Genomic DNA, 17,844 nt, shown 5'->3' with positions numbered 1-17,844 from the left:
AAGATAAGGCTTTCATAAGTTAAATATATAATTCTTACGAACGAAAATGTTTTTTTGTGAAAAAATGTTCGCTTTTCGGTTGACTTCTCTTTCGGTTTTGGTACAATTATATTGTTTGAATAGATCGTTTGAAAATTGCGGAGGTGCTTTAATAATGTCTTCAGTAGTAGTTGTAGGAACACAATGGGGCGACGAAGGAAAAGGTAAAATCACTGATTTTCTTTCTGAGCATGCGGAAGTAGTTGCAAGATATCAAGGTGGAAATAACGCGGGACATACAATTGTTTTCGGCGGAGTTAAATATAAATTACACTTAATTCCATCTGGTATTTTCTATAAAGAGAAAATTTGTGTAATCGGAAACGGATTAGTAGTAGATCCAAAAGCATTACTTGAAGAGTTAAAATACTTACACGATCGTGGTGTAAGTACTGATAATTTACGTGTAAGTAACCGTGCACATGTTATTTTACCTTACCACTTAAAACAAGATGAGTTAGAAGAAGCAAGTAAAGGTGATAACAAAATCGGTACAACGAAAAAAGGTATCGGTCCTGCATATATGGATAAAGCTGCTCGTATTGGTATTCGTATGGCTGATCTTTTAGACCGTGAAGCATTTAAAGAGAAGCTTGAGCGCAATTTAGTAGAAAAAAATCGTTTATTTGAAAAAATGTACGATACAGAAGGTTTCACTGTAGAAGAAATTTTCGAAGAGTACTTCGAGTACGGGCAACAAATCGCGCAATATGTATGTGATACGTCTGTTGTATTAAATGATGCATTAGATAATAATCACCGTGTATTATTTGAAGGTGCGCAAGGTGTTATGCTTGATATTGACCACGGTACGTACCCGTTCGTTACATCTTCTAACCCAATTGCTGGTGGTGTAACAGTTGGAACTGGAGTTGGTCCTGCGAAAGTTACTCGCGTTGTAGGTGTATGTAAAGCATATACAAGCCGCGTTGGTGATGGTCCATTCCCTACTGAGCTTCATGATGAAATTGGTCATCAAATTCGTGAAGTTGGTCGCGAGTATGGAACGACAACTGGTCGTCCACGCCGCGTAGGTTGGTTCGATAGCGTTGTTGTAAGACATGCACGTCGTGTTAGTGGTTTAACGGATCTATCATTAAATTCTATCGACGTTTTAACAGGTATTCCAACTCTTAAAATTTGTGTAGCTTACAAATACAATGGCGAAGTTATTGATGAAGTTCCAGCTAACTTAAACATTTTAGCGAAATGTGAGCCTGTATATGAAGAGCTTCCAGGTTGGGAAGAAGATATTACTGGTGTAAAATCATTAGATGAACTTCCTGAAAATGCACGAAAATACGTAGAACGTGTTTCTGAGTTAACAGGAATTCAAATATCTATGTTCTCAGTTGGACCAGATCGTAACCAAACAAATATTGTACGTAACGTATACGAAGCTTAATTAACATTTTTTGAAAAAAAACTCATGTCTGCATGAGTTTTTTTCTTATTCTTTTATAAAAAAACAAAAAAAGTATTGCAATAAATACAGAATACATGTTATGATACATCTTGTCGTCACGAAAATATGACGTTGGTGAGTATGAGCCATTAGCTCAGTTGGTAGAGCATCTGACTTTTAATCAGAGGGTCGAAGGTTCGAGTCCTTCATGGCTCACCATTTTATTTTTCGTGGCCCGTTGGTCAAGTGGTTAAGACACCGCCCTTTCACGGCGGTAACACGGGTTCGAATCCCGTACGGGTCATGTTTTTTTTTGCTTATTTTTGGTCCCGTGGTGTAGTGGTTAACATGCCTGCCTGTCACGCAGGAGATCGCCGGTTCGACCCCGGTCGGGACCGCCACTTTTGTTTATACCACCATTAGTGGTTTTATATATAGTTTTGGCTCGGTAGCTCAGTCGGTAGAGCAGAGGACTGAAAATCCTCGTGTCGGCGGTTCGATTCCGTCCCGAGCCACTCTCAGGATATTAAGTGGGCCCACTTAATATCCTTTTTATTTATGTAATTTTACAAAACTGAGTAGTTATTTTAAAATAGAACGAGGAGCCTCTAGCAGTTGAAGCTAGAGGTTTTTCTATAGATCGTATAGGATGCCGTGTAAAAGTGGATCATACATGAGTCTATGAGAATAGAGGAGAAAATACTTAAACAAAGGATGCGGTCATATAGGACATACTATGTAAACATCAATATGTTTAGGGATTATTGACCATATTTTTATAAGGAGGAAATAGACGATGATGGGAAAGAAAATTTTAGTAGTTGATGATGAAAAGCCGATTGCAGATATTTTGAAGTTTAACCTAGAAAAAGAAGGTTTTGAAATAGTAATGGCGCATGATGGTGATGAAGCAATTGAAAAGGCTAATGAAGAGCAACCAGATATGGTTTTATTAGATATTATGCTACCAGGTAAAGATGGCTTAGAGGTTTGCCGTGAAATACGTAAAAGCTCAGAAATGCCGATTATTATGCTTACAGCAAAGGACTCTGAGATTGATAAAGTATTAGGGCTCGAGCTTGGGGCAGATGATTATGTAACGAAGCCATTTAGTACGAGGGAATTACTTGCTCGTGTGAAGGCGAATTTACGCCGCCATCAACAAGGTGGTGCTGCGGAAAAAGAAGAAAATACAGAAATGGTTATTGGACCAATTGTGATCAATCCAAATGCATATAGTGTAACGAAGCGCGAGGAAAATATCGAGCTTACACATCGTGAATTTGAGTTGCTACATTATTTAGCGAAACATTTAGGACAAGTTATGACACGCGAACATTTATTACAAACAGTTTGGGGTTATGACTATTTTGGAGATGTGCGCACAGTAGACGTTACAGTACGTCGTTTGCGTGAAAAAATTGAAGATAATCCAAGCCATCCTACTTTAATTGTAACTAGACGTGGAGTAGGGTATTACTTGCGTGACCCAGAGCAGGAATAGTATATGAAGAAAGTTGGTTTTTTTCAATCTATTCATTTAAAATTTGTGCTTATATATATGCTATTAATATTAATAGCGATGCAAGTTATTGGAGTATATTTCGTAAGGGAATTAGAGAAGAGCTTAGTACAAGGTTTTAGGGATTCTTTAACGCAGCAAACAAACTTATTATCATATAATTTGAAGCAAGAGTTTAAAAAAAGTTATACAAAAGCAGAAACAGAGTCAACAGATGAAACGATTAAAACTTCAATTCGAAAATTTGCCTCTGATCAGAAGAAAGTTATACAAGAGGTAAGTGTATTTGATTCGCACAGAAAGTTACTGGCTATTTCAGATGAATCAAAGCAGAATAAGGTGAATCGAACATCAACTGATATAGCTGTTCAGCGAGTGTTAGTACAAAAAAAGCCGGAAGTGAAAATTGAGAAGGATGGTAGTACAGGTCATCGTGTTCAAGTTATGCTTACTCCGATTCTAGATGATAACGGTAAGGATGCGCTTGGTGTTATTTACATTGTGGCATCTATGGAAGATGTATATAAACAAATGAAGGATATAAATCAAATTTTTGCTACGGGAACAGTAATTGCTTTATTAGTAACGGCCGTACTTGGGATTTTATTGGCTCAAACAATTACAAGACCAATTTCAGATATGCGGAGACAAGCAATCGAAATGGCAAAAGGAAATTATTCGAGAAAAGTAAAAGTGCATAGCCATGATGAAATTGGACAACTGGCATTATCCTTCAATAATTTATCAAAAAAATTACAACAAGCTCGTTCTTCTACAGAAAGTGAAAGGCGTAAATTATCATCTGTTTTATCACATATGACAGATGGAGTAATTGCTACTGACCGAAAAGGGGATATTATTTTACTAAATGATCCTGCGGAAAAGATGTTAAATGTTTCTCGTGAAACAGCGCTCGATCAATCTGTTTTAGAGGTATTAGGGATACAGGAAGAATTTACGCTCGATCATTTATATGAAGAGCCAGATTCTGTTTTATTAGATTTTAGTACGAGAAACGAACCATATATTTTACGTGCTAGTTTCTCTGTTATTCAAAAAGAAACAGGGAAGGCAAACGGCTTAATTGCTGTACTATATGATGTAACAGAGCAGGAGCGTATAGAACGGGAACGCCGTGAGTTTGTGGCGAATGTCTCTCATGAATTAAGGACGCCATTAACGACGATGCGCAGTTATTTAGAGGCACTTACAGATGGAGCATGGCAGGATCCAAATATTGCACCACAATTTTTAACGGTTACACAAGAAGAAACAGAAAGAATGATTAGACTTGTAAATGCGTTGTTACAGCTATCTAAACTTGATAGTACAGAGCATCGTTTAATGAAAGAATGGGTCGACTTTACTGATTTCTTTAATAATATTATTGATCGCTTTGAAATGTCTAAAGAGCAAAATGTAAGTTTCAAACGATCTTTCTCTAAGAAATCTAGATTTATTGATATGGATACTGACAAAATTACTCAAGTGCTGTATAACATTATTTCTAACGCATTAAAGTATTCACCAGAAGGTGGAACAGTAACATATCGTTTACGTGATCGCGGTGATTTATTAGAAATTAGTGTAAGTGACCAAGGAATGGGTATTCCAAAAGAAAACGTTGATAAAATCTTTGAACGTTTTTATCGCGTAGATAAAGCTCGTTCAAGACAAATGGGTGGTACTGGGCTTGGATTAGCAATTGCAAAAGAAATGATTGAGGCACATGGTGGCTCTATTTGGGCGAAGAGTGAAGAAGGAAAAGGGACAACTATTTATTTCACGTTACCAATGGCAGCAGATGAAGAGGACGATTGGGAATGAGTATGGAAAACTTTAAAACAATAGTTTTAATTAACCTAGTTGTAATTAGCCTATTTCTTACTTTTAACCTATGGACGTATGTGCCAGATTCTACATCCATGCAAAACGCGAAATTTGTGCAGGGAAATGAAGGAATGAACCAAACTAAAATTTCCGATGTTGTCCGTCCTACTTCTATCATCGTGCATAAAGATAAAAATCATTATGGGAGCAGAAGAGAGGCAGATATAGAATCAATCTATAAGCCTCTGGAAGTAGGGGAACTACATGATTTTAAAGAGATATCAATCACTAAGGGTGATTTCCTTTCATATGTGCATGGTGAAGGGAAAGTTGAACTTGTTTTCCCTACCGATATCCCATTTGATGCAGTAAAATCCATGTTTAACATGAAAGAGAAGAGTACAGATAAGCCTAAACATTTTAACCGTATTCTCCTCGATCCTTCTCGAAGTAAGGATCAAGAAATTAAAATTAACTTTGTTTCTGATGGTGATAACTTTAAAATATACGAGGCAAAATTAAGTGGCGTGTATTTAAAAGATATTGTAAATGCCCAAAATCAATTTATAGTATCAGCAAAGCCTTATTTTGATTATCAACTTAATGATATGAAAAAGTTATTTTTACCAGATGGAACGACAGAGTTAAACAATATAACATATATTTCATCTAATTTAGCAGTTGATACGTTTAAGAATGCTCTGTTTAGTGATCCTCGTTATTTAAGTCCGATTACCGAGATGTCGAAAGAAACATTTACAGATGGTATTAGATCCATGGAAATTGAAAACGATCGTCACATGCTAAAGTATAAAAACTCTTCTGTCTTAACTGAGAAAACGATAGATAATTTAATGCTTTTACAAAAAAGCTTTGAATTCGTAAGTGGTCACAGTGGAAGTTTGGATTCATATCGTTTGGACTATATGAATAAAGGAGAGACAGTATTTCGTTTAAATGAAGATGGATATTCAGTATTCAATGAAGATGGATTAGCTGAATTGAGACAAATATGGGGATCAGAAGAAGTAATGGAATATGAAAGACCGTTGCTGTCTTTAAATACTAAAGGTATAGAACAGAAGGTTACTCTTCCGTCAGGGCATGTTGTAATAGCATCCCTAGAAAATAATCCAGAGATAAAGAAACAAGTAATTAAGGATATTGGTATTGGATACAAGTTATCACTAGATGGACAAGTAGTTCGATTACAACCAATTTGGTATGTAAAGCTTGTTGAAGATGAAACAGGTAAACAGAAAATCTATGAGTGGAGTGAGGGAGGACTAAATGGATTGGGATCGGATTAAAACCATATTTATTGTGACCTTTTTTGTTTTGGACCTCTTTCTCATTTTCCAATTCATTCAAAAGCAAGATAGTAATCAATTGGAGCTTATTGCAGAAACAAAGATAGATCAAGAATTAAAAGCAAACAAAATTACGATGGGAAATATCCCTAAAGAACCGAAAAAAGAGTCATTTATTAGAGCAGAAAATAAAGCTTTTAAAGAAGAAGATATACAGTCTTTGAAAAATCAAACGGTGCATATACAAAATATGTACAAGATAGAAAGTAAGCTAAAAGAGCCTTTTTTAAATACGAAATCATTATCAAAAGATAAGTATAATGAATTTTTGAAGAACTATGTATTGGATGGACAAAAGTATGAATTTGGAGCGGTGAAAGACTCTAAAATTTATTTCTTCCAAAAATATAAAGATAAGCCTATTTTCTATAATAATCAGGCGATGATTGTTGTGGAATTAAATGAAAAAAATGAACTTGTTTCATATACGCAGACAATGCTAACTGATTTAAAAGAAATGGGCGAAGGTGAAAAAACGAAAGAGCAAGAAATTATTACGGCTCAAACAGCTTTAGAAAATTTGTATTTAAAAAATAAAATTCATGGAAATACGCATGTTAAAGAAGCGCAAATTGGTTATGCCACTCTTACCGCATCTACTTCTAATAACCAAGTACTGGCTCCAACGTGGAATTTGAAAACGGAGCAGAAGCAGGACTTCTTTGTGAATGCAATTGAAGGACAAGTTATGGAATTAGGAGAAAAGGAAAATCAAGTGGTTGATGAACATACTGGAGTGAGAAAGAATGGGGTTGCATTTTAGCGTACTTGCAAGTGGAAGTACAGGAAATATGCTATACGTAGGAACCGATGAAAAAAAATTACTAGTCGACGCAGGTTTAAGTGGTAAAGCAACAGAGGCTTTATTTAAACAAGCAGAACTGAATATAAATGATGTATCAGGTATTCTTGTAACGCATGAGCATAGTGATCATATTAAAGGTTTAGGTGTACTGGCACGTAAATATGATTTACCTGTTTATGCGAATGAGAAAACATGGAATGCAATGGAACATTTAATAGGAAATATCCCAACTGAACAAAAGTTTATTTTCTCAGTTGGTGATGTGAAAACCTTTGGTGATATTGAAGTCGAGTCATTTGGAGTTTCTCATGATGCGGCAGAACCGATGTTTTATGCTTTCCATAACAATAATAGGAAGTTAGCGCTTATTACAGATACGGGATACGTAAGTGACCGTATGAAAGGCGTTATTAAGGGAGCTAATGCTTTCGTATTTGAAAGTAATCATGATGTAGAAATGCTTCGTATGGGACGTTATCCATGGAGCATTAAACGACGTATTTTAAGTGACGTTGGGCATGTTTGTAATGAGGATGCTGCATTAGCGATGGCAGATGTAATTACAGATGAGACAAAGCATATTTATTTAGCCCATTTAAGCTTAGATAATAACATGAAAGAACTAGCGCGTATGTCAGTATCACAAGTACTAGAGGAAAAAGGATTTGGAGTGGGTGAATCCTTTGAAATTCACGATACAGATCCAAAAATGCCTACAAAAATTCAATACGTATAATTCTTCATTTTAGTAAACAATAAAGGTGAATATAGTTGTTTTCAGGAAGATAGGTGAACAAATATGTCCTTTATTGATGAAGAAAATTATCGTATGAAACGTGCAGGAAAAAAGAAGCACAAAGGTATAGTTCTTTCTAGTATAGCGGGAACAATTGTAGGAGCTTCTTTATTCGCGTTTGGAGCGCCTTTATTTTCAAATTCTGCTGATACGCTTCCGCAAGCTGAAGCAAGCGGAAGTAATATGGCCGAAACTCAAGGGATTAAACAGATTAGCTTTGTAGATGCTGTTGATCGTGCATCTGAAGCTGTTGTGGGTGTTATTAACATTCAACGAGATAACTTTTCAGAGGCAGATTCAGAGGCCGGTACAGGATCAGGAGTAATTTATAAAAAGACAGATGGTCAAGCTTATATTGTAACGAATAATCATGTTGTAGCTGGAGCGAATCGTATTGAAGTAAGTCTAAGTGACGGTAAGAAGGTTCCTGGAAAAGTATTAGGAACCGATGTAGTCACAGACTTAGCTGTATTAGAAATAGATGCAAAGCATGTGAAAAAAATAATTGAAATTGGCGATTCTAATACTGTTCGCAGAGGAGAGCCAGTTATTGCGATTGGAAACCCGCTTGGACTGCAATTTTCTGGAACAGTTACACAAGGTATTATTTCAGCTAATGAACGTATTGTCCCTGTAGATTTAGATCAAGATGGACATTATGATTGGCAAGTAGAAGTGTTACAAACAGATGCAGCGATTAATCCGGGGAATAGTGGCGGTGCGCTTGTAAATGCAGCAGGACAATTAATTGGTATTAATTCAATGAAAATTGCTGCAAAAGAAGTAGAAGGAATCGGCCTTGCTATTCCGGTGACTAGAGCTGTTCCGATTATGAATGAACTTGAGAAGTATGGAAAAGTAAGAAGACCATATGTTGGGATTGAACTTAGGTCATTAAATGAAATTCCAAACTATTATTGGTCAAAAACATTACATTTACCAGGTACTGTAACAGAGGGAGTTTGTATTTTGGATGTGAAAAGTCCTTCGCCAGGTGCGGATGCTGGTTTAAGAGAACATGATGTTATTGTGGCGGTAGATGGAAAACCGATTCGCGATATTATTGGATTCCGTACGGCCTTATATGATAAGGAAATTAATGATAAAATGACTCTTACGTTTTATCGTGGCACAAAAAGAGTAACAACAACAGTGAAATTAGGCATTCAAAAGTATTAAAAACAGGAGGGCCTACCTCCTGTTTTCTATTGTAGAAAAGTGAGGTGAAGAAAATGAATTTACCTTGTTGTTTAGAGCATGTTGAATTAGCGTTAGATATTATTGTGGATGAGTGTGAAGTTGCGCCAGTTATCAACAATGTGGATAACTCGGAAAAAGAGAAAAAAACATGTGAATTTTGTCAAAATGAGGCGACATATGTTGTATCGAACACAGATTCTCACACAATATGTGGGTAGTATTTGTGGATATGTGGATAAGTTTTGTGGATAACATGTTTGTAAGGTGGAGGATACGTGTGAATATCTCGATTATTTCAATTGGGAAATTAAAAGAAAAATATTTGAAACAAGGTATAGCAGAATACTTAAAACGATTATCTGCATACGCAAAAGTAGAAGTAATTGAATTGCCTGATGAAAAGGCGCCAGAAAATTTAAGTGAAGCAGAAATGTTAATTGTAAAGGAAAAAGAAGGTATACGTATACTGGATAAAATTTCTGATGACACACATGTGATTGCATTAGCTATAGAAGGAAAGCAAAAGTCATCAGAAGAATTCGCGATAAGTCTAGATCGCCTTGCTACATACGGAAAGAGTAAAGTCGCATTTGTAATTGGTGGATCACTTGGACTAAGCTCAGAAGTGATGAAGCGTTCAAATGAATCACTTTCTTTTTCAAAGATGACATTACCACACCAATTAATGCGATTAGTGTTGCTTGAGCAAGTGTATAGAGCGTTTCGGATTAATCGTGGGGAACCGTATCATAAGTAATGTATTCTATATAAAACACTGATATTATCATATTTATTTTATTATGCCTATAACTGGAGGCTATGTGAATGGTAAGTGATCAGACGAGATATTCTAGGCTCGCGAATATAACAAAAATAATAAATACGAAATTAGAACTACGTGACGTATTGCAGCGTGTGACAATGGCGATATCAGAGGAGATTGTTAGGTGCGACGCTGTTGGAATTTATTTACCCCAGGAAGATGGAACATTTAGAGGGTTTGCAGGAAAACCAGAGACTATAAATGGTGTAACGCTCGATACTCAAGTAATTGATCCTGAAATAGACTTACTGGCAAAAGAAGTTATTGAAACGAAAAGAACCATCTATATTCCTGATACCTCAAAGGATCATCGACCAGATCCGAGACCGGTTAATGCATTCAAAATTAAGTCCTTATTAGCTCTGCCTATCTCATTTGGGCAAGAGTTATTTGGTCTGGTTTTTTTATTTGATTATGGAATTCCGATGAACTTAACAGATTCAGAAATTCAAAGTGTTGAAGCTTATGTAAATATGGCTGCGGTTGCAATTCAAAACGCAAATAATTTAAAACAAAAGGAAAACCTTATTGCTGAGAAACAACTGTTACTAAATGTTACACGTGATTTATCGATGTGTTCCTCGATACAGGAGAGTTTTGATAAATGCTTTTTTTACCTAGAACAGATTTTAGAGAGTAAAAATATGACTGCTCATCTTCTAGATCCGCTAGACAAAACAACAATTAAAACAACGAAATTAAGTAAGGACTGTCATTGGACAGAAGCGGATTGGACAGAGAAAAGCTATGAAGCCAAGATCCAAGAGGTTATTCAAACAAAAAATATAGATAGTAAGGGTCTATTGATGATTCCATTGGTTTCAATGGGAGAAGTATTAGGGGTAATCATCGTTGGCAAAGAAGGAAAAGCTCACAATTATGATGATTCCCAACTTCAACTAGCAAAATCTATCGTTGATGCCACAGCCCCTACGTTTTCGAATTTGTTGTATATGGATCAACTAGAGAGCATAGTGGAAGAGCGAACGAGAGAGCTAGCTGCTGCTAATGAAAAAGTTACAAGTGTGATTGAATGTATTACGGATGGATTTTTTATTTTAAATAATAAATGGGAATTTACGTACGTAAATAAGCACCAATATTTTCCGAAAAGAAAAACAGCAAAAGATGTATTAGGAAAGAATATATGGAATGTTTTCCCGAGTGAAATTGAAACAGTTATGTATAAGGAATTTCATCGTGCGATGTCAGAGCGAACTACAGTTCATTTCGAATTTCTTTCTACTGCAGATGAATATTGGCACGAAGTTATTGCATACCCATATGATGATGGTATTTGTTGTATTTTTAAAAACATAACGGAAAAAAAGAAATATGAACAGGAATTGAAAAGATTATCCAATATAGATTTAATAGGGCAAATGGCAGCAGGTATCAGCCATGAAATTAGAAATCCAATGACAACAGTACTGGGATTTTTACAGTTATTAAAAGAAGAGAATACCTATGAGAAACATAATAAGTACTTTCATTTAATGATTGAAGAACTTAACCGTGCCAATTCTATTATTACTGAATTTCTCTCAATGGGTAATACAAGGAAATTGGATTTGCAGATGTTAGATTTAAATTCAATTATCCGCGATATTATTCCTTTAATAAAGATTGATACGTACAATCAAAATAAATATATTCAAGTCGATACAAATGACATTCCAGAATTACTTTTAAATCGTAATGAGATACGGCAATTATTAATGAATCTATATCGTAATGGCTTAGAAGCGATGAATACAGGGAAAGTTCTAACCATTAGCACTTACAAGGAAGGTCAAAATTGTGTGGTGCTTGCAGTGCGGGATCAAGGAAAAGGTATCAGGCCTGAAGTATTAGAGAAACTGGGTACGCCGTTTTACACGACCAAAGATAATGGAACTGGATTGGGGTTAGGTGTATGTTATGCCATTGCTGCCCGCCATAATGCAAAAATAGAAATTCAAACAGGATCGGAAGGCACTACCTTTTTTGTTAAATTTAATTATGAAAATAATAAAAAATAACCTTATTTAGAATAGTTACGATGAGCCGTATCATAAATAAATTTATTCTTTGTATATAAAAGGATAAAAAGACCATTGGACAAAAATTACCGATGGTCTTTTAAATATTATTAGATGGTGTGTAGATTTCCTAAAATAAGTATGTTTCTATTTCCATAAAAATATGCTGTAATATGAAGAGGAAAAAGTATAAGTAGTTAGAGAAGTGAGGAATTAAAGGTGAAGAAGTTTAAGAAGTTTTACTTGGAGATTACGAGTGTATGTAATCTTGCGTGTAGCTTTTGTCCGCCGACGGAAAGGCAGAAGCAATTCATTTCTGTGGAGGATTTTGCTAAAAGATTAGACCAAATTAAACCTCACACAGACTACATTTATTTGCACGTGAAGGGTGAGCCGTTGCTCCATCCGAAAATAGATCAACTATTAGACTTAAGTCATGAAAAAGGATTTAAAGTTAATATTACAACGAACGGAACGTTAATTAATAAGAGAAGACATAGGCTGTTAAATAAGCCTGCGTTAAGACAAATGAATTTTTCACTGCATAGTTTTGATGGACATCCAGGTTCGCAAGATAAAGAGGGCTATGTAAGGAGTATACTTTCCTTCATTAGGGAAGCGACAAGTCAATCAGATTTAATTGTATCGTTAAGGTTATGGAATTTAACTCAGGATAATAAAACAAATGCTGAAATCCAGAAAAATAGAGAGTTATTATCTATAATTGAAAATGAATTTGATCTAGCTTATCAAATTGAAGAGAAGCTTACACCAGGAAAAGGTATAAAAATTGCAGAACGTGTCTTTATTAATCAAGACTATGAATTCCAGTGGCCAGCATTACATGAGGAAGAGGATGATGGGAAAGGATTCTGTCATGGACTTCGTAATCAAGCGGGTATTTTAGCGAATGGAACAGTTATTCCTTGTTGTTTAGATGGTGAAGGGATTATTAACCTTGGGAATATTAATAATGATTCATTTTCTAACATTATTGAAGGTGAAAGGGCAACAAACATTGTCGATGGATTTTCGAAAAGAGTTGCGGTTGAAGAACTTTGCAGGAAATGTGGATATCGCAAACGTTTTGGGAAGTAAATATGAAATAAGCCCTCATTAAAGCGAGGGCTTATTTTTTTATTCTTGATAAGAATGCTCTAATTCATCAATTAATGAACCAACGTAAGAAACAGCTTTACGGATTGCATCTGGTTTTGACATATCTACTCCGGCATGTTTCATTAGTTCAAGTGGTTTCATTGTACCACCAGCACGAAGCACATCTAACCAGCGATCAATAGCAGGTTGTCCTTCCTCTTTAATCATTTGAGCTACTGCAGTGGATGCAGTGAGGCCTGCGGAATATGTATAAGCATATAGACCCATATAATAATGAGGCTGACGCATCCAAGTTAAGCCCGCACCTTCATCGATTTCTACAGAATCTCCCCAGAATGTCGAAAGGACATTTGTTTTAATTTCAGTTAAAGTTGTAGCTGTAAGGGCCTGTCCTTTTTCTGCTAGAGCATATACTCTACGTTGATATTCACCCTCAAGTAAATGAGTAACAAAGTTGTGATAATATGTGCCAAGTAGTTGTAGAATGACCCATCTGCGCATTCTCTTATCGTCAGTAGTCGCTAGTAAATGCTGAGCTAATAGTAATTCATTCATGGTTGATGGTGCTTCAACAAAGTACATAGATGGGCGTACGTTCATGATACGTTGGTTTTTATTTGCTAAATAGAAATGACCAGCATGTCCAAATTCATGTGCTAATGTAAAGCATCCACGCATCGTATTTTGCCATGTAATTAAAATATAGGGATGAGAGCCGTATGGACTTGAGCAAAATGCCCCTGTTGATTTGCCTACGTTATCTGCAAGATCTACCCATCTTTCTTTGAATCCTTTTTGGATTATGGAACTATATTCATCGCCTAATACTTTTAAAGAATCTTGAATGAGCGTGCCTGCTTCTTCATAAGTAATCGCCGGATTAAATTCGGGATCTAAAGGTGCATGTAAGTCACAGAAAAGCATTTGATCGAGTCCTAATACTCTCTTTTTTAAATCTGCAAAACGGCGCATATGAGGTGCTAGTTCTTTATAAATAATATCAAGTTGGTTGTTATACATTTCAAGTGGAACCTTTTGTGGTTCTAATAGCATATGAGTAACGGATTCATATTTACGTAAACGAGAAAGTGTTACTTGTTTTTTTACTTCAGTAGCATATGTTGTGGCAATTGTATTTTTATATCGTTTCAGTGTGGAAACAAATGATGAATATGCTTTTCGACGTATATATGTGCTTGGAGAAAATTCATATTTGCTTTCAAATAATGAGAATGAAACAGGAAGTTCGTTTCCTTGTTCGTCTTGTATAGAAGTGAAATCCATATCGGCCAATTTAGTCATGCCGTAAATTTTGTATGGAGAACTATGAACTTCGCCAAGTGCAGCAAGTGCTTCTTCTGTTTCAGGAGAGAGTGTGTGCTGTCTTTTTTGTAGTATTTCTAGTAAAGATTTACGGAAAGGTTCGAGTTTTGTTTCTTCAGTTAAACATCTTTCAATTGTTCCTTCGTCGAATGAGAGGATTTCATTATGAATAAAGGATAGTGCAGTATGTACTTTCGTCCATAAAGCAGAAATTTTGGAAGAGTTCGCTTGAATACTTGGATTTGTACGATCAGTAGCTTCTTTTAAATTTGCATATGAGTACAGTTTTGTTAACGTCATTAAAAGCTCTTCTTCTAAAAGTAGGCAATTTAATAAAGTGTGGGAGCTAGTATGTAAATGCCCTTTAAATGAATCAAGTTTCTGTATATCATTTTCCAATGCGTTTAATGCAGTATGCCATTCGGCATCAGAATTATACAAATCGGATAAATCCCATGTTAGTTCAGCGGGTACCTCTGCGCGATTAAGGCGATTTTCTATTACATTTTTCAAGTCGTATCTCCCCCTTATTAAGACTATCTAAACACATAATACTAGAAAATTCAGTTAAATTAAAATATTTTACATTTTCATATACAAAAAAGAAGGACAAGCATGAAAATGCTTGTCCTTCGAGTTAATTTAAGAATTAATATACTTTGTCACCATTGAAAATCGAGTTTTTCACGACAACATAATCTACAGTACGAATAGCGTCTAATTTTGTTCCGCCAGCGTAAGAGATAGAAGATTGAAGATCTTGTTCCATTTCGATTAACGTATCTTCTAAAGAACCTTTATGCTCAACGAACATTTTCTTACCTTCAACGTTTTTCTTCTCACCCTTTTGGAATTCAGAAGCAGAACCGAAGTATTCTTTATAAAGTTTTCCATCTCTTTCAATTGTTTCCCCTGGAGACTCTTCGTGACCAGCAAATAGAGAACCGATCATGACCATAGTTGCCCCAAAGCGAATAGATTTAGCTACGTCGCCGTGTGTACGAATACCACCATCAGCGATAATTGGCTTACTTGCAGCTTTTGCACACCAGCGAAGTGCAGCTAGCTGCCAACCACCAGTTCCGAAGCCTGTTTTAATTTTAGTAATACAAACTTTACCAGGTCCAATACCAACTTTTGTTGCATCGGCACCAGCATTTTCTAATTCTCTTACCGCTTCTGGAGTTCCAACGTTTCCAGCGATAACGAAGCTCTCTGGTAAATGTTTTTTAATATGTTGAATCATGTTGATCACAGCATTAGAATGACCGTGTGCGATATCAATCGTGATATATTCAGGTGTAAGTTGCTCAGCAGCTAATTGTTGTACGAATTCATATTCGTCCTCTTTTACACCAACGCTGATAGAAGCGATTAATCCACGTGATTGCATATCTCTAATGAATGAGATTCGTTTCTCTGGTTGGAAACGATGCATGATATAAAAGTAGTTGTTCTCAGCTAAATAAGTTGCAATTCTTTCATCAATAATCGTTTGCATATTTGCAGGCACGACAGGTAATTTAAATTTATGTTTTCCTAAAGTGACAGTTGTATCACATTCAGAGCGGCTATTTACAATACATTTTGCAGGAATTAATTGAATATCTTCATAGTCAAATACGTTTTCCATCATTTACACCCCTAAAATACGAATATTTTATTTTTATTAATCAAAAATGTTCGTCCATAGGATAATTTACATTATTTTTATTAAGAAGTCAAAGGATTTCTTAACATTTTTTAAAAAAGTAGATTTTACATCTGAAAAAAAACGTTAAAAACGAATTTAAAACATTTTTTTGTTTTTATTGTTCGTTTATGGGAAGGGTTGAAAAATTAAGATAATTATACAAGGTTGTATGTATTCTTTTTATTTTTTTGATTGGATGTAGGATACTATAAAAAGGTTAATGCTAACAATACGAGCAAAAGATGTTATCAAGTAGTTGAACAAGATATGAAATGAAAAGGTTTATTTCTATATAAAAAGATGAATCTGGCATGATTCACCTTTTATGTGAGGTTTCAAGTATAATAAGTAGGGTGATAGTAACGTATACAAAAGATAAAAAAGAAAATAATACAGAATAAAATGAGGTTAATATATGAGTAAAAAAAGTTTTTCTGATTATAAATTAAGTAAGGAAATTGTAAGGGCACTTACTGGGTTAGGGTATGATCATCCAACAGAAGTACAAGGTGAGGTTATTCCAGTTGCATTACAAAAGAAGGATCTTGTTGTGAAGTCCCAGACTGGAAGTGGAAAAACAGCTTCATTTGGTATTCCACTTTGTGAAATGGTGGAGTGGGAAGAGAATAAACCACAAGCATTAGTTTTAACACCAACGAGAGAGCTTGCGGTACAGGTAAAAGAAGATATTACAAATATAGGTCGATTCAAAAGGATTAAGGCTGCGGCAGTTTATGGGAAATCTCCATTTGCACGTCAAAAATTAGAATTAAAGCAAAAGACACATATTGTAGTTGGGACTCCTGGTCGTGTGTTGGATCATATTGAGAAGGGTACCCTTTCTTTAGAGTGTTTGAAGTATTTAGTTATTGATGAAGCAGATGAGATGCTAAATATGGGCTTTATCGATCAAGTAGAGGCAATTATTGATGAATTACCTACAAAAAGAATGACGATGTTATTTTCAGCAACACTTCCAGAAGATGTTGAGAAATTGTCTCGTACATATATGAATTCACCAACTCATATTGAAATTAAAGCGGCTGGGATTACGACGGATAAAATTGAACATACTCTTTTTGAGGTGATAGAAGACGAGAAGCTTTCACTACTTAAAGATGTAACAACGATTGAGAATCCTGATAGCTGTATTATTTTTTGCCGTACACAAGAAAATGTAGATCATGTATATAGACAATTAAAACGAGCTAACTATCCCTGTGACAAAATACATGGTGGTATGGTACAAGAAGATCGTTTTGAAGTCATGGATGATTTTAGAAAAGGAAAATTCCGCTATTTAGTAGCAACAGATGTAGCTGCGAGAGGAATTGATATTGATAATATTACACATGTTATTAATTATGATATTCCACTTGAAAAAGAAAGCTATGTACATCGTACTGGAAGAACGGGACGAGCTGGAAATAGTGGAAAAGCTATTACATTTATAACACCATATGAAAATAGATTTTTAGAAGAGATTGAGGAGTATATTGGATTTGAAATTCCAAAGGCAATTGGACCTTCAAAAGAAGAAGTTATGAAAGAGAAAGCTGCATTTGAAGAAAAGATACATGCTAAACCAATTATAAAGAAAGATAAAAATGCAGACATCAACAAAGGCATTATGAAGCTGTACTTTAATGGCGGGAAGAAAAAGAAAATTAGGGCGGTAGATTTCGTCGGTACAATTGCTAAAATTAAAGGTGTTACAGCAGAAGATATAGGTATTATTACGATACAAGATAATGTTTCTTATGTTGAAATATTAAATAGAAAAGGACCACTCGTCTTGAAAGTCATGAAGACTACAACGATTAAAGGGAAACAACTAAAAGTTCATGAAGCAATTAAGTAAATAAAAAACGTAACTACTCAGCCACCTTTCGGTGTCT

Annotated in this window: 14 protein-coding genes and 4 tRNA genes; 16 read left to right on the top strand and 2 right to left on the bottom strand. The window is 35.3% G+C overall.

Going from position 1 to position 17,844, the window contains the following annotated elements; genetic code table 11:
- The first annotated feature begins 154 nt into the window (after positions 1 to 154).
- The 15 genes from MHH55_RS28080 (at position 155) to MHH55_RS28010 (ending at position 12,909) form a co-directional block, all read left to right on the top strand.
- Complete coding sequence (locus tag MHH55_RS28080; protein WP_000100238.1) at positions 155 to 1,444, top strand: adenylosuccinate synthase; 1,290 nt, start codon at positions 155 to 157, stop codon at positions 1,442 to 1,444.
- Between the two features lie 143 nt (positions 1,445 to 1,587).
- Positions 1,588 to 1,663: transfer RNA gene (locus MHH55_RS28075), tRNA-Lys, on the top strand.
- 13 nt (positions 1,664 to 1,676) lie between these two features.
- Positions 1,677 to 1,748: transfer RNA gene (locus tag MHH55_RS28070), tRNA-Glu, on the top strand.
- Positions 1,749 to 1,769: 21 nt separating this feature from the next.
- Positions 1,770 to 1,845: transfer RNA gene (locus tag MHH55_RS28065), tRNA-Asp, on the top strand.
- A 41-nt stretch (positions 1,846 to 1,886) separates the two neighbouring features.
- Positions 1,887 to 1,959 (top strand) — tRNA-Phe (locus tag MHH55_RS28060).
- 281 nt (positions 1,960 to 2,240) lie between these two features.
- The gene (gene walR, locus MHH55_RS28055) at positions 2,241 to 2,948 is read left to right on the top strand and encodes a cell wall metabolism DNA-binding response regulator WalR (RefSeq protein ID WP_000971865.1); all 708 of its coding nucleotides are present in this window, start codon (positions 2,241 to 2,243) and stop codon (positions 2,946 to 2,948) included.
- A gap of 3 nt (positions 2,949 to 2,951) precedes the next feature.
- Positions 2,952 to 4,793, top strand: a complete 1,842-nt coding sequence (walK, locus tag MHH55_RS28050) for a cell wall metabolism sensor histidine kinase WalK (protein ID WP_000755367.1) — start codon at positions 2,952 to 2,954, stop codon at positions 4,791 to 4,793.
- Positions 4,790 to 6,106 (top strand): YycH family regulatory protein, encoded by a 1,317-nt coding sequence (locus MHH55_RS28045; protein WP_000061560.1) that lies wholly within the window; start codon positions 4,790 to 4,792, stop codon positions 6,104 to 6,106. The genes walK and MHH55_RS28045 overlap by 4 nt, the downstream gene beginning before the upstream one ends.
- Positions 6,087 to 6,929: a two-component system regulatory protein YycI gene (locus MHH55_RS28040; RefSeq protein WP_000383740.1), complete on the top strand. Its 843-nt coding sequence runs from the start codon at positions 6,087 to 6,089 to the stop codon at positions 6,927 to 6,929. Before MHH55_RS28045 ends, MHH55_RS28040 begins: the two co-directional genes overlap by 20 nt.
- Positions 6,913 to 7,707, top strand: coding sequence for an MBL fold metallo-hydrolase (locus tag MHH55_RS28035; RefSeq protein WP_000522837.1), 795 nt, complete (start codon positions 6,913 to 6,915; stop codon positions 7,705 to 7,707). Before MHH55_RS28040 ends, MHH55_RS28035 begins: the two co-directional genes overlap by 17 nt.
- A 63-nt stretch (positions 7,708 to 7,770) precedes the next feature.
- A complete protein-coding gene (locus MHH55_RS28030) occupies positions 7,771 to 8,946 on the top strand; it encodes a S1C family serine protease (protein ID WP_000008033.1) in 1,176 nt (391 codons plus the stop codon).
- Positions 8,947 to 8,999: 53 nt separating this feature from the next.
- The gene (locus MHH55_RS28025; protein WP_001052827.1) at positions 9,000 to 9,185 is read left to right on the top strand and encodes a CxxH/CxxC protein; all 186 of its coding nucleotides are present in this window, start codon (positions 9,000 to 9,002) and stop codon (positions 9,183 to 9,185) included.
- Between the two features lie 59 nt (positions 9,186 to 9,244).
- A complete protein-coding gene (gene rlmH / locus MHH55_RS28020) occupies positions 9,245 to 9,724 on the top strand; it encodes a 23S rRNA (pseudouridine(1915)-N(3))-methyltransferase RlmH (protein ID WP_001027000.1) in 480 nt (159 codons plus the stop codon).
- Positions 9,725 to 9,792: 68 nt separating this feature from the next.
- Positions 9,793 to 11,811, top strand: coding sequence for a GAF domain-containing sensor histidine kinase (locus MHH55_RS28015; protein ID WP_047792071.1), 2,019 nt, complete (start codon positions 9,793 to 9,795; stop codon positions 11,809 to 11,811).
- Between the two features lie 219 nt (positions 11,812 to 12,030).
- Entirely contained in the window at positions 12,031 to 12,909 is an 879-nt protein-coding gene (locus MHH55_RS28010) for a radical SAM/SPASM domain-containing protein (protein ID WP_000713630.1), read from the top strand.
- 39 nt (positions 12,910 to 12,948) lie between these two features.
- On the opposite strand, the gene pepF is transcribed toward MHH55_RS28010, so the two are convergent.
- Both pepF and guaC read right to left on the bottom strand, forming a co-directional pair.
- Positions 12,949 to 14,766 (bottom strand): oligoendopeptidase F, encoded by a 1,818-nt coding sequence (gene pepF, locus MHH55_RS28005; protein ID WP_000800003.1) that lies wholly within the window; start codon positions 14,764 to 14,766, stop codon positions 12,949 to 12,951.
- 136 nt (positions 14,767 to 14,902) lie between these two features.
- The gene (gene guaC, locus MHH55_RS28000) at positions 14,903 to 15,886 is read right to left on the bottom strand and encodes a GMP reductase (RefSeq protein ID WP_000432447.1); all 984 of its coding nucleotides are present in this window, start codon (positions 15,884 to 15,886) and stop codon (positions 14,903 to 14,905) included.
- A gap of 475 nt (positions 15,887 to 16,361) precedes the next feature.
- On the opposite strand from guaC, the gene MHH55_RS27995 reads away from it, so the two are divergent.
- A complete protein-coding gene (locus tag MHH55_RS27995; RefSeq protein WP_340881840.1) occupies positions 16,362 to 17,807 on the top strand; it encodes a DEAD/DEAH box helicase in 1,446 nt (481 codons plus the stop codon).
- The last annotated feature ends 37 nt before the right edge of the window (positions 17,808 to 17,844 follow it).

The organism is Bacillus sp. FSL K6-2944 (genome assembly GCF_038005385.1).
GTDB classification, from domain to species: Bacteria; Bacillota; Bacilli; order Bacillales; family Bacillaceae_G; genus Bacillus_A; species Bacillus_A cereus.
Note: the sequence above shows the minus strand (reverse complement) of the source record. Positions and strands in the feature narration are given on the sequence as shown.

Coding starts and splice junctions, on each gene's coding strand:
- MHH55_RS28025 (WP_001052827.1), top strand. CDS start 9,000: ATGAATTTACCTTGTTGTTTAGAGCATGTTGAATTAGCGTTAGATATT.
- MHH55_RS28045 (WP_000061560.1), top strand. CDS start 4,790: ATGAGTATGGAAAACTTTAAAACAATAGTTTTAATTAACCTAGTTGTA.
- MHH55_RS28080 (WP_000100238.1), top strand. CDS start 155: ATGTCTTCAGTAGTAGTTGTAGGAACACAATGGGGCGACGAAGGAAAA.
- MHH55_RS27995 (WP_340881840.1), top strand. CDS start 16,362: ATGAGTAAAAAAAGTTTTTCTGATTATAAATTAAGTAAGGAAATTGTA.
- MHH55_RS28015 (WP_047792071.1), top strand. CDS start 9,793: ATGGTAAGTGATCAGACGAGATATTCTAGGCTCGCGAATATAACAAAA.
- walR (WP_000971865.1), top strand. CDS start 2,241: ATGATGGGAAAGAAAATTTTAGTAGTTGATGATGAAAAGCCGATTGCA.
- MHH55_RS28040 (WP_000383740.1), top strand. CDS start 6,087: ATGGATTGGGATCGGATTAAAACCATATTTATTGTGACCTTTTTTGTT.
- MHH55_RS28030 (WP_000008033.1), top strand. CDS start 7,771: ATGTCCTTTATTGATGAAGAAAATTATCGTATGAAACGTGCAGGAAAA.
- guaC (WP_000432447.1), bottom strand. CDS start 15,886: ATGGAAAACGTATTTGACTATGAAGATATTCAATTAATTCCTGCAAAA.
- MHH55_RS28035 (WP_000522837.1), top strand. CDS start 6,913: ATGGGGTTGCATTTTAGCGTACTTGCAAGTGGAAGTACAGGAAATATG.
- walK (WP_000755367.1), top strand. CDS start 2,952: ATGAAGAAAGTTGGTTTTTTTCAATCTATTCATTTAAAATTTGTGCTT.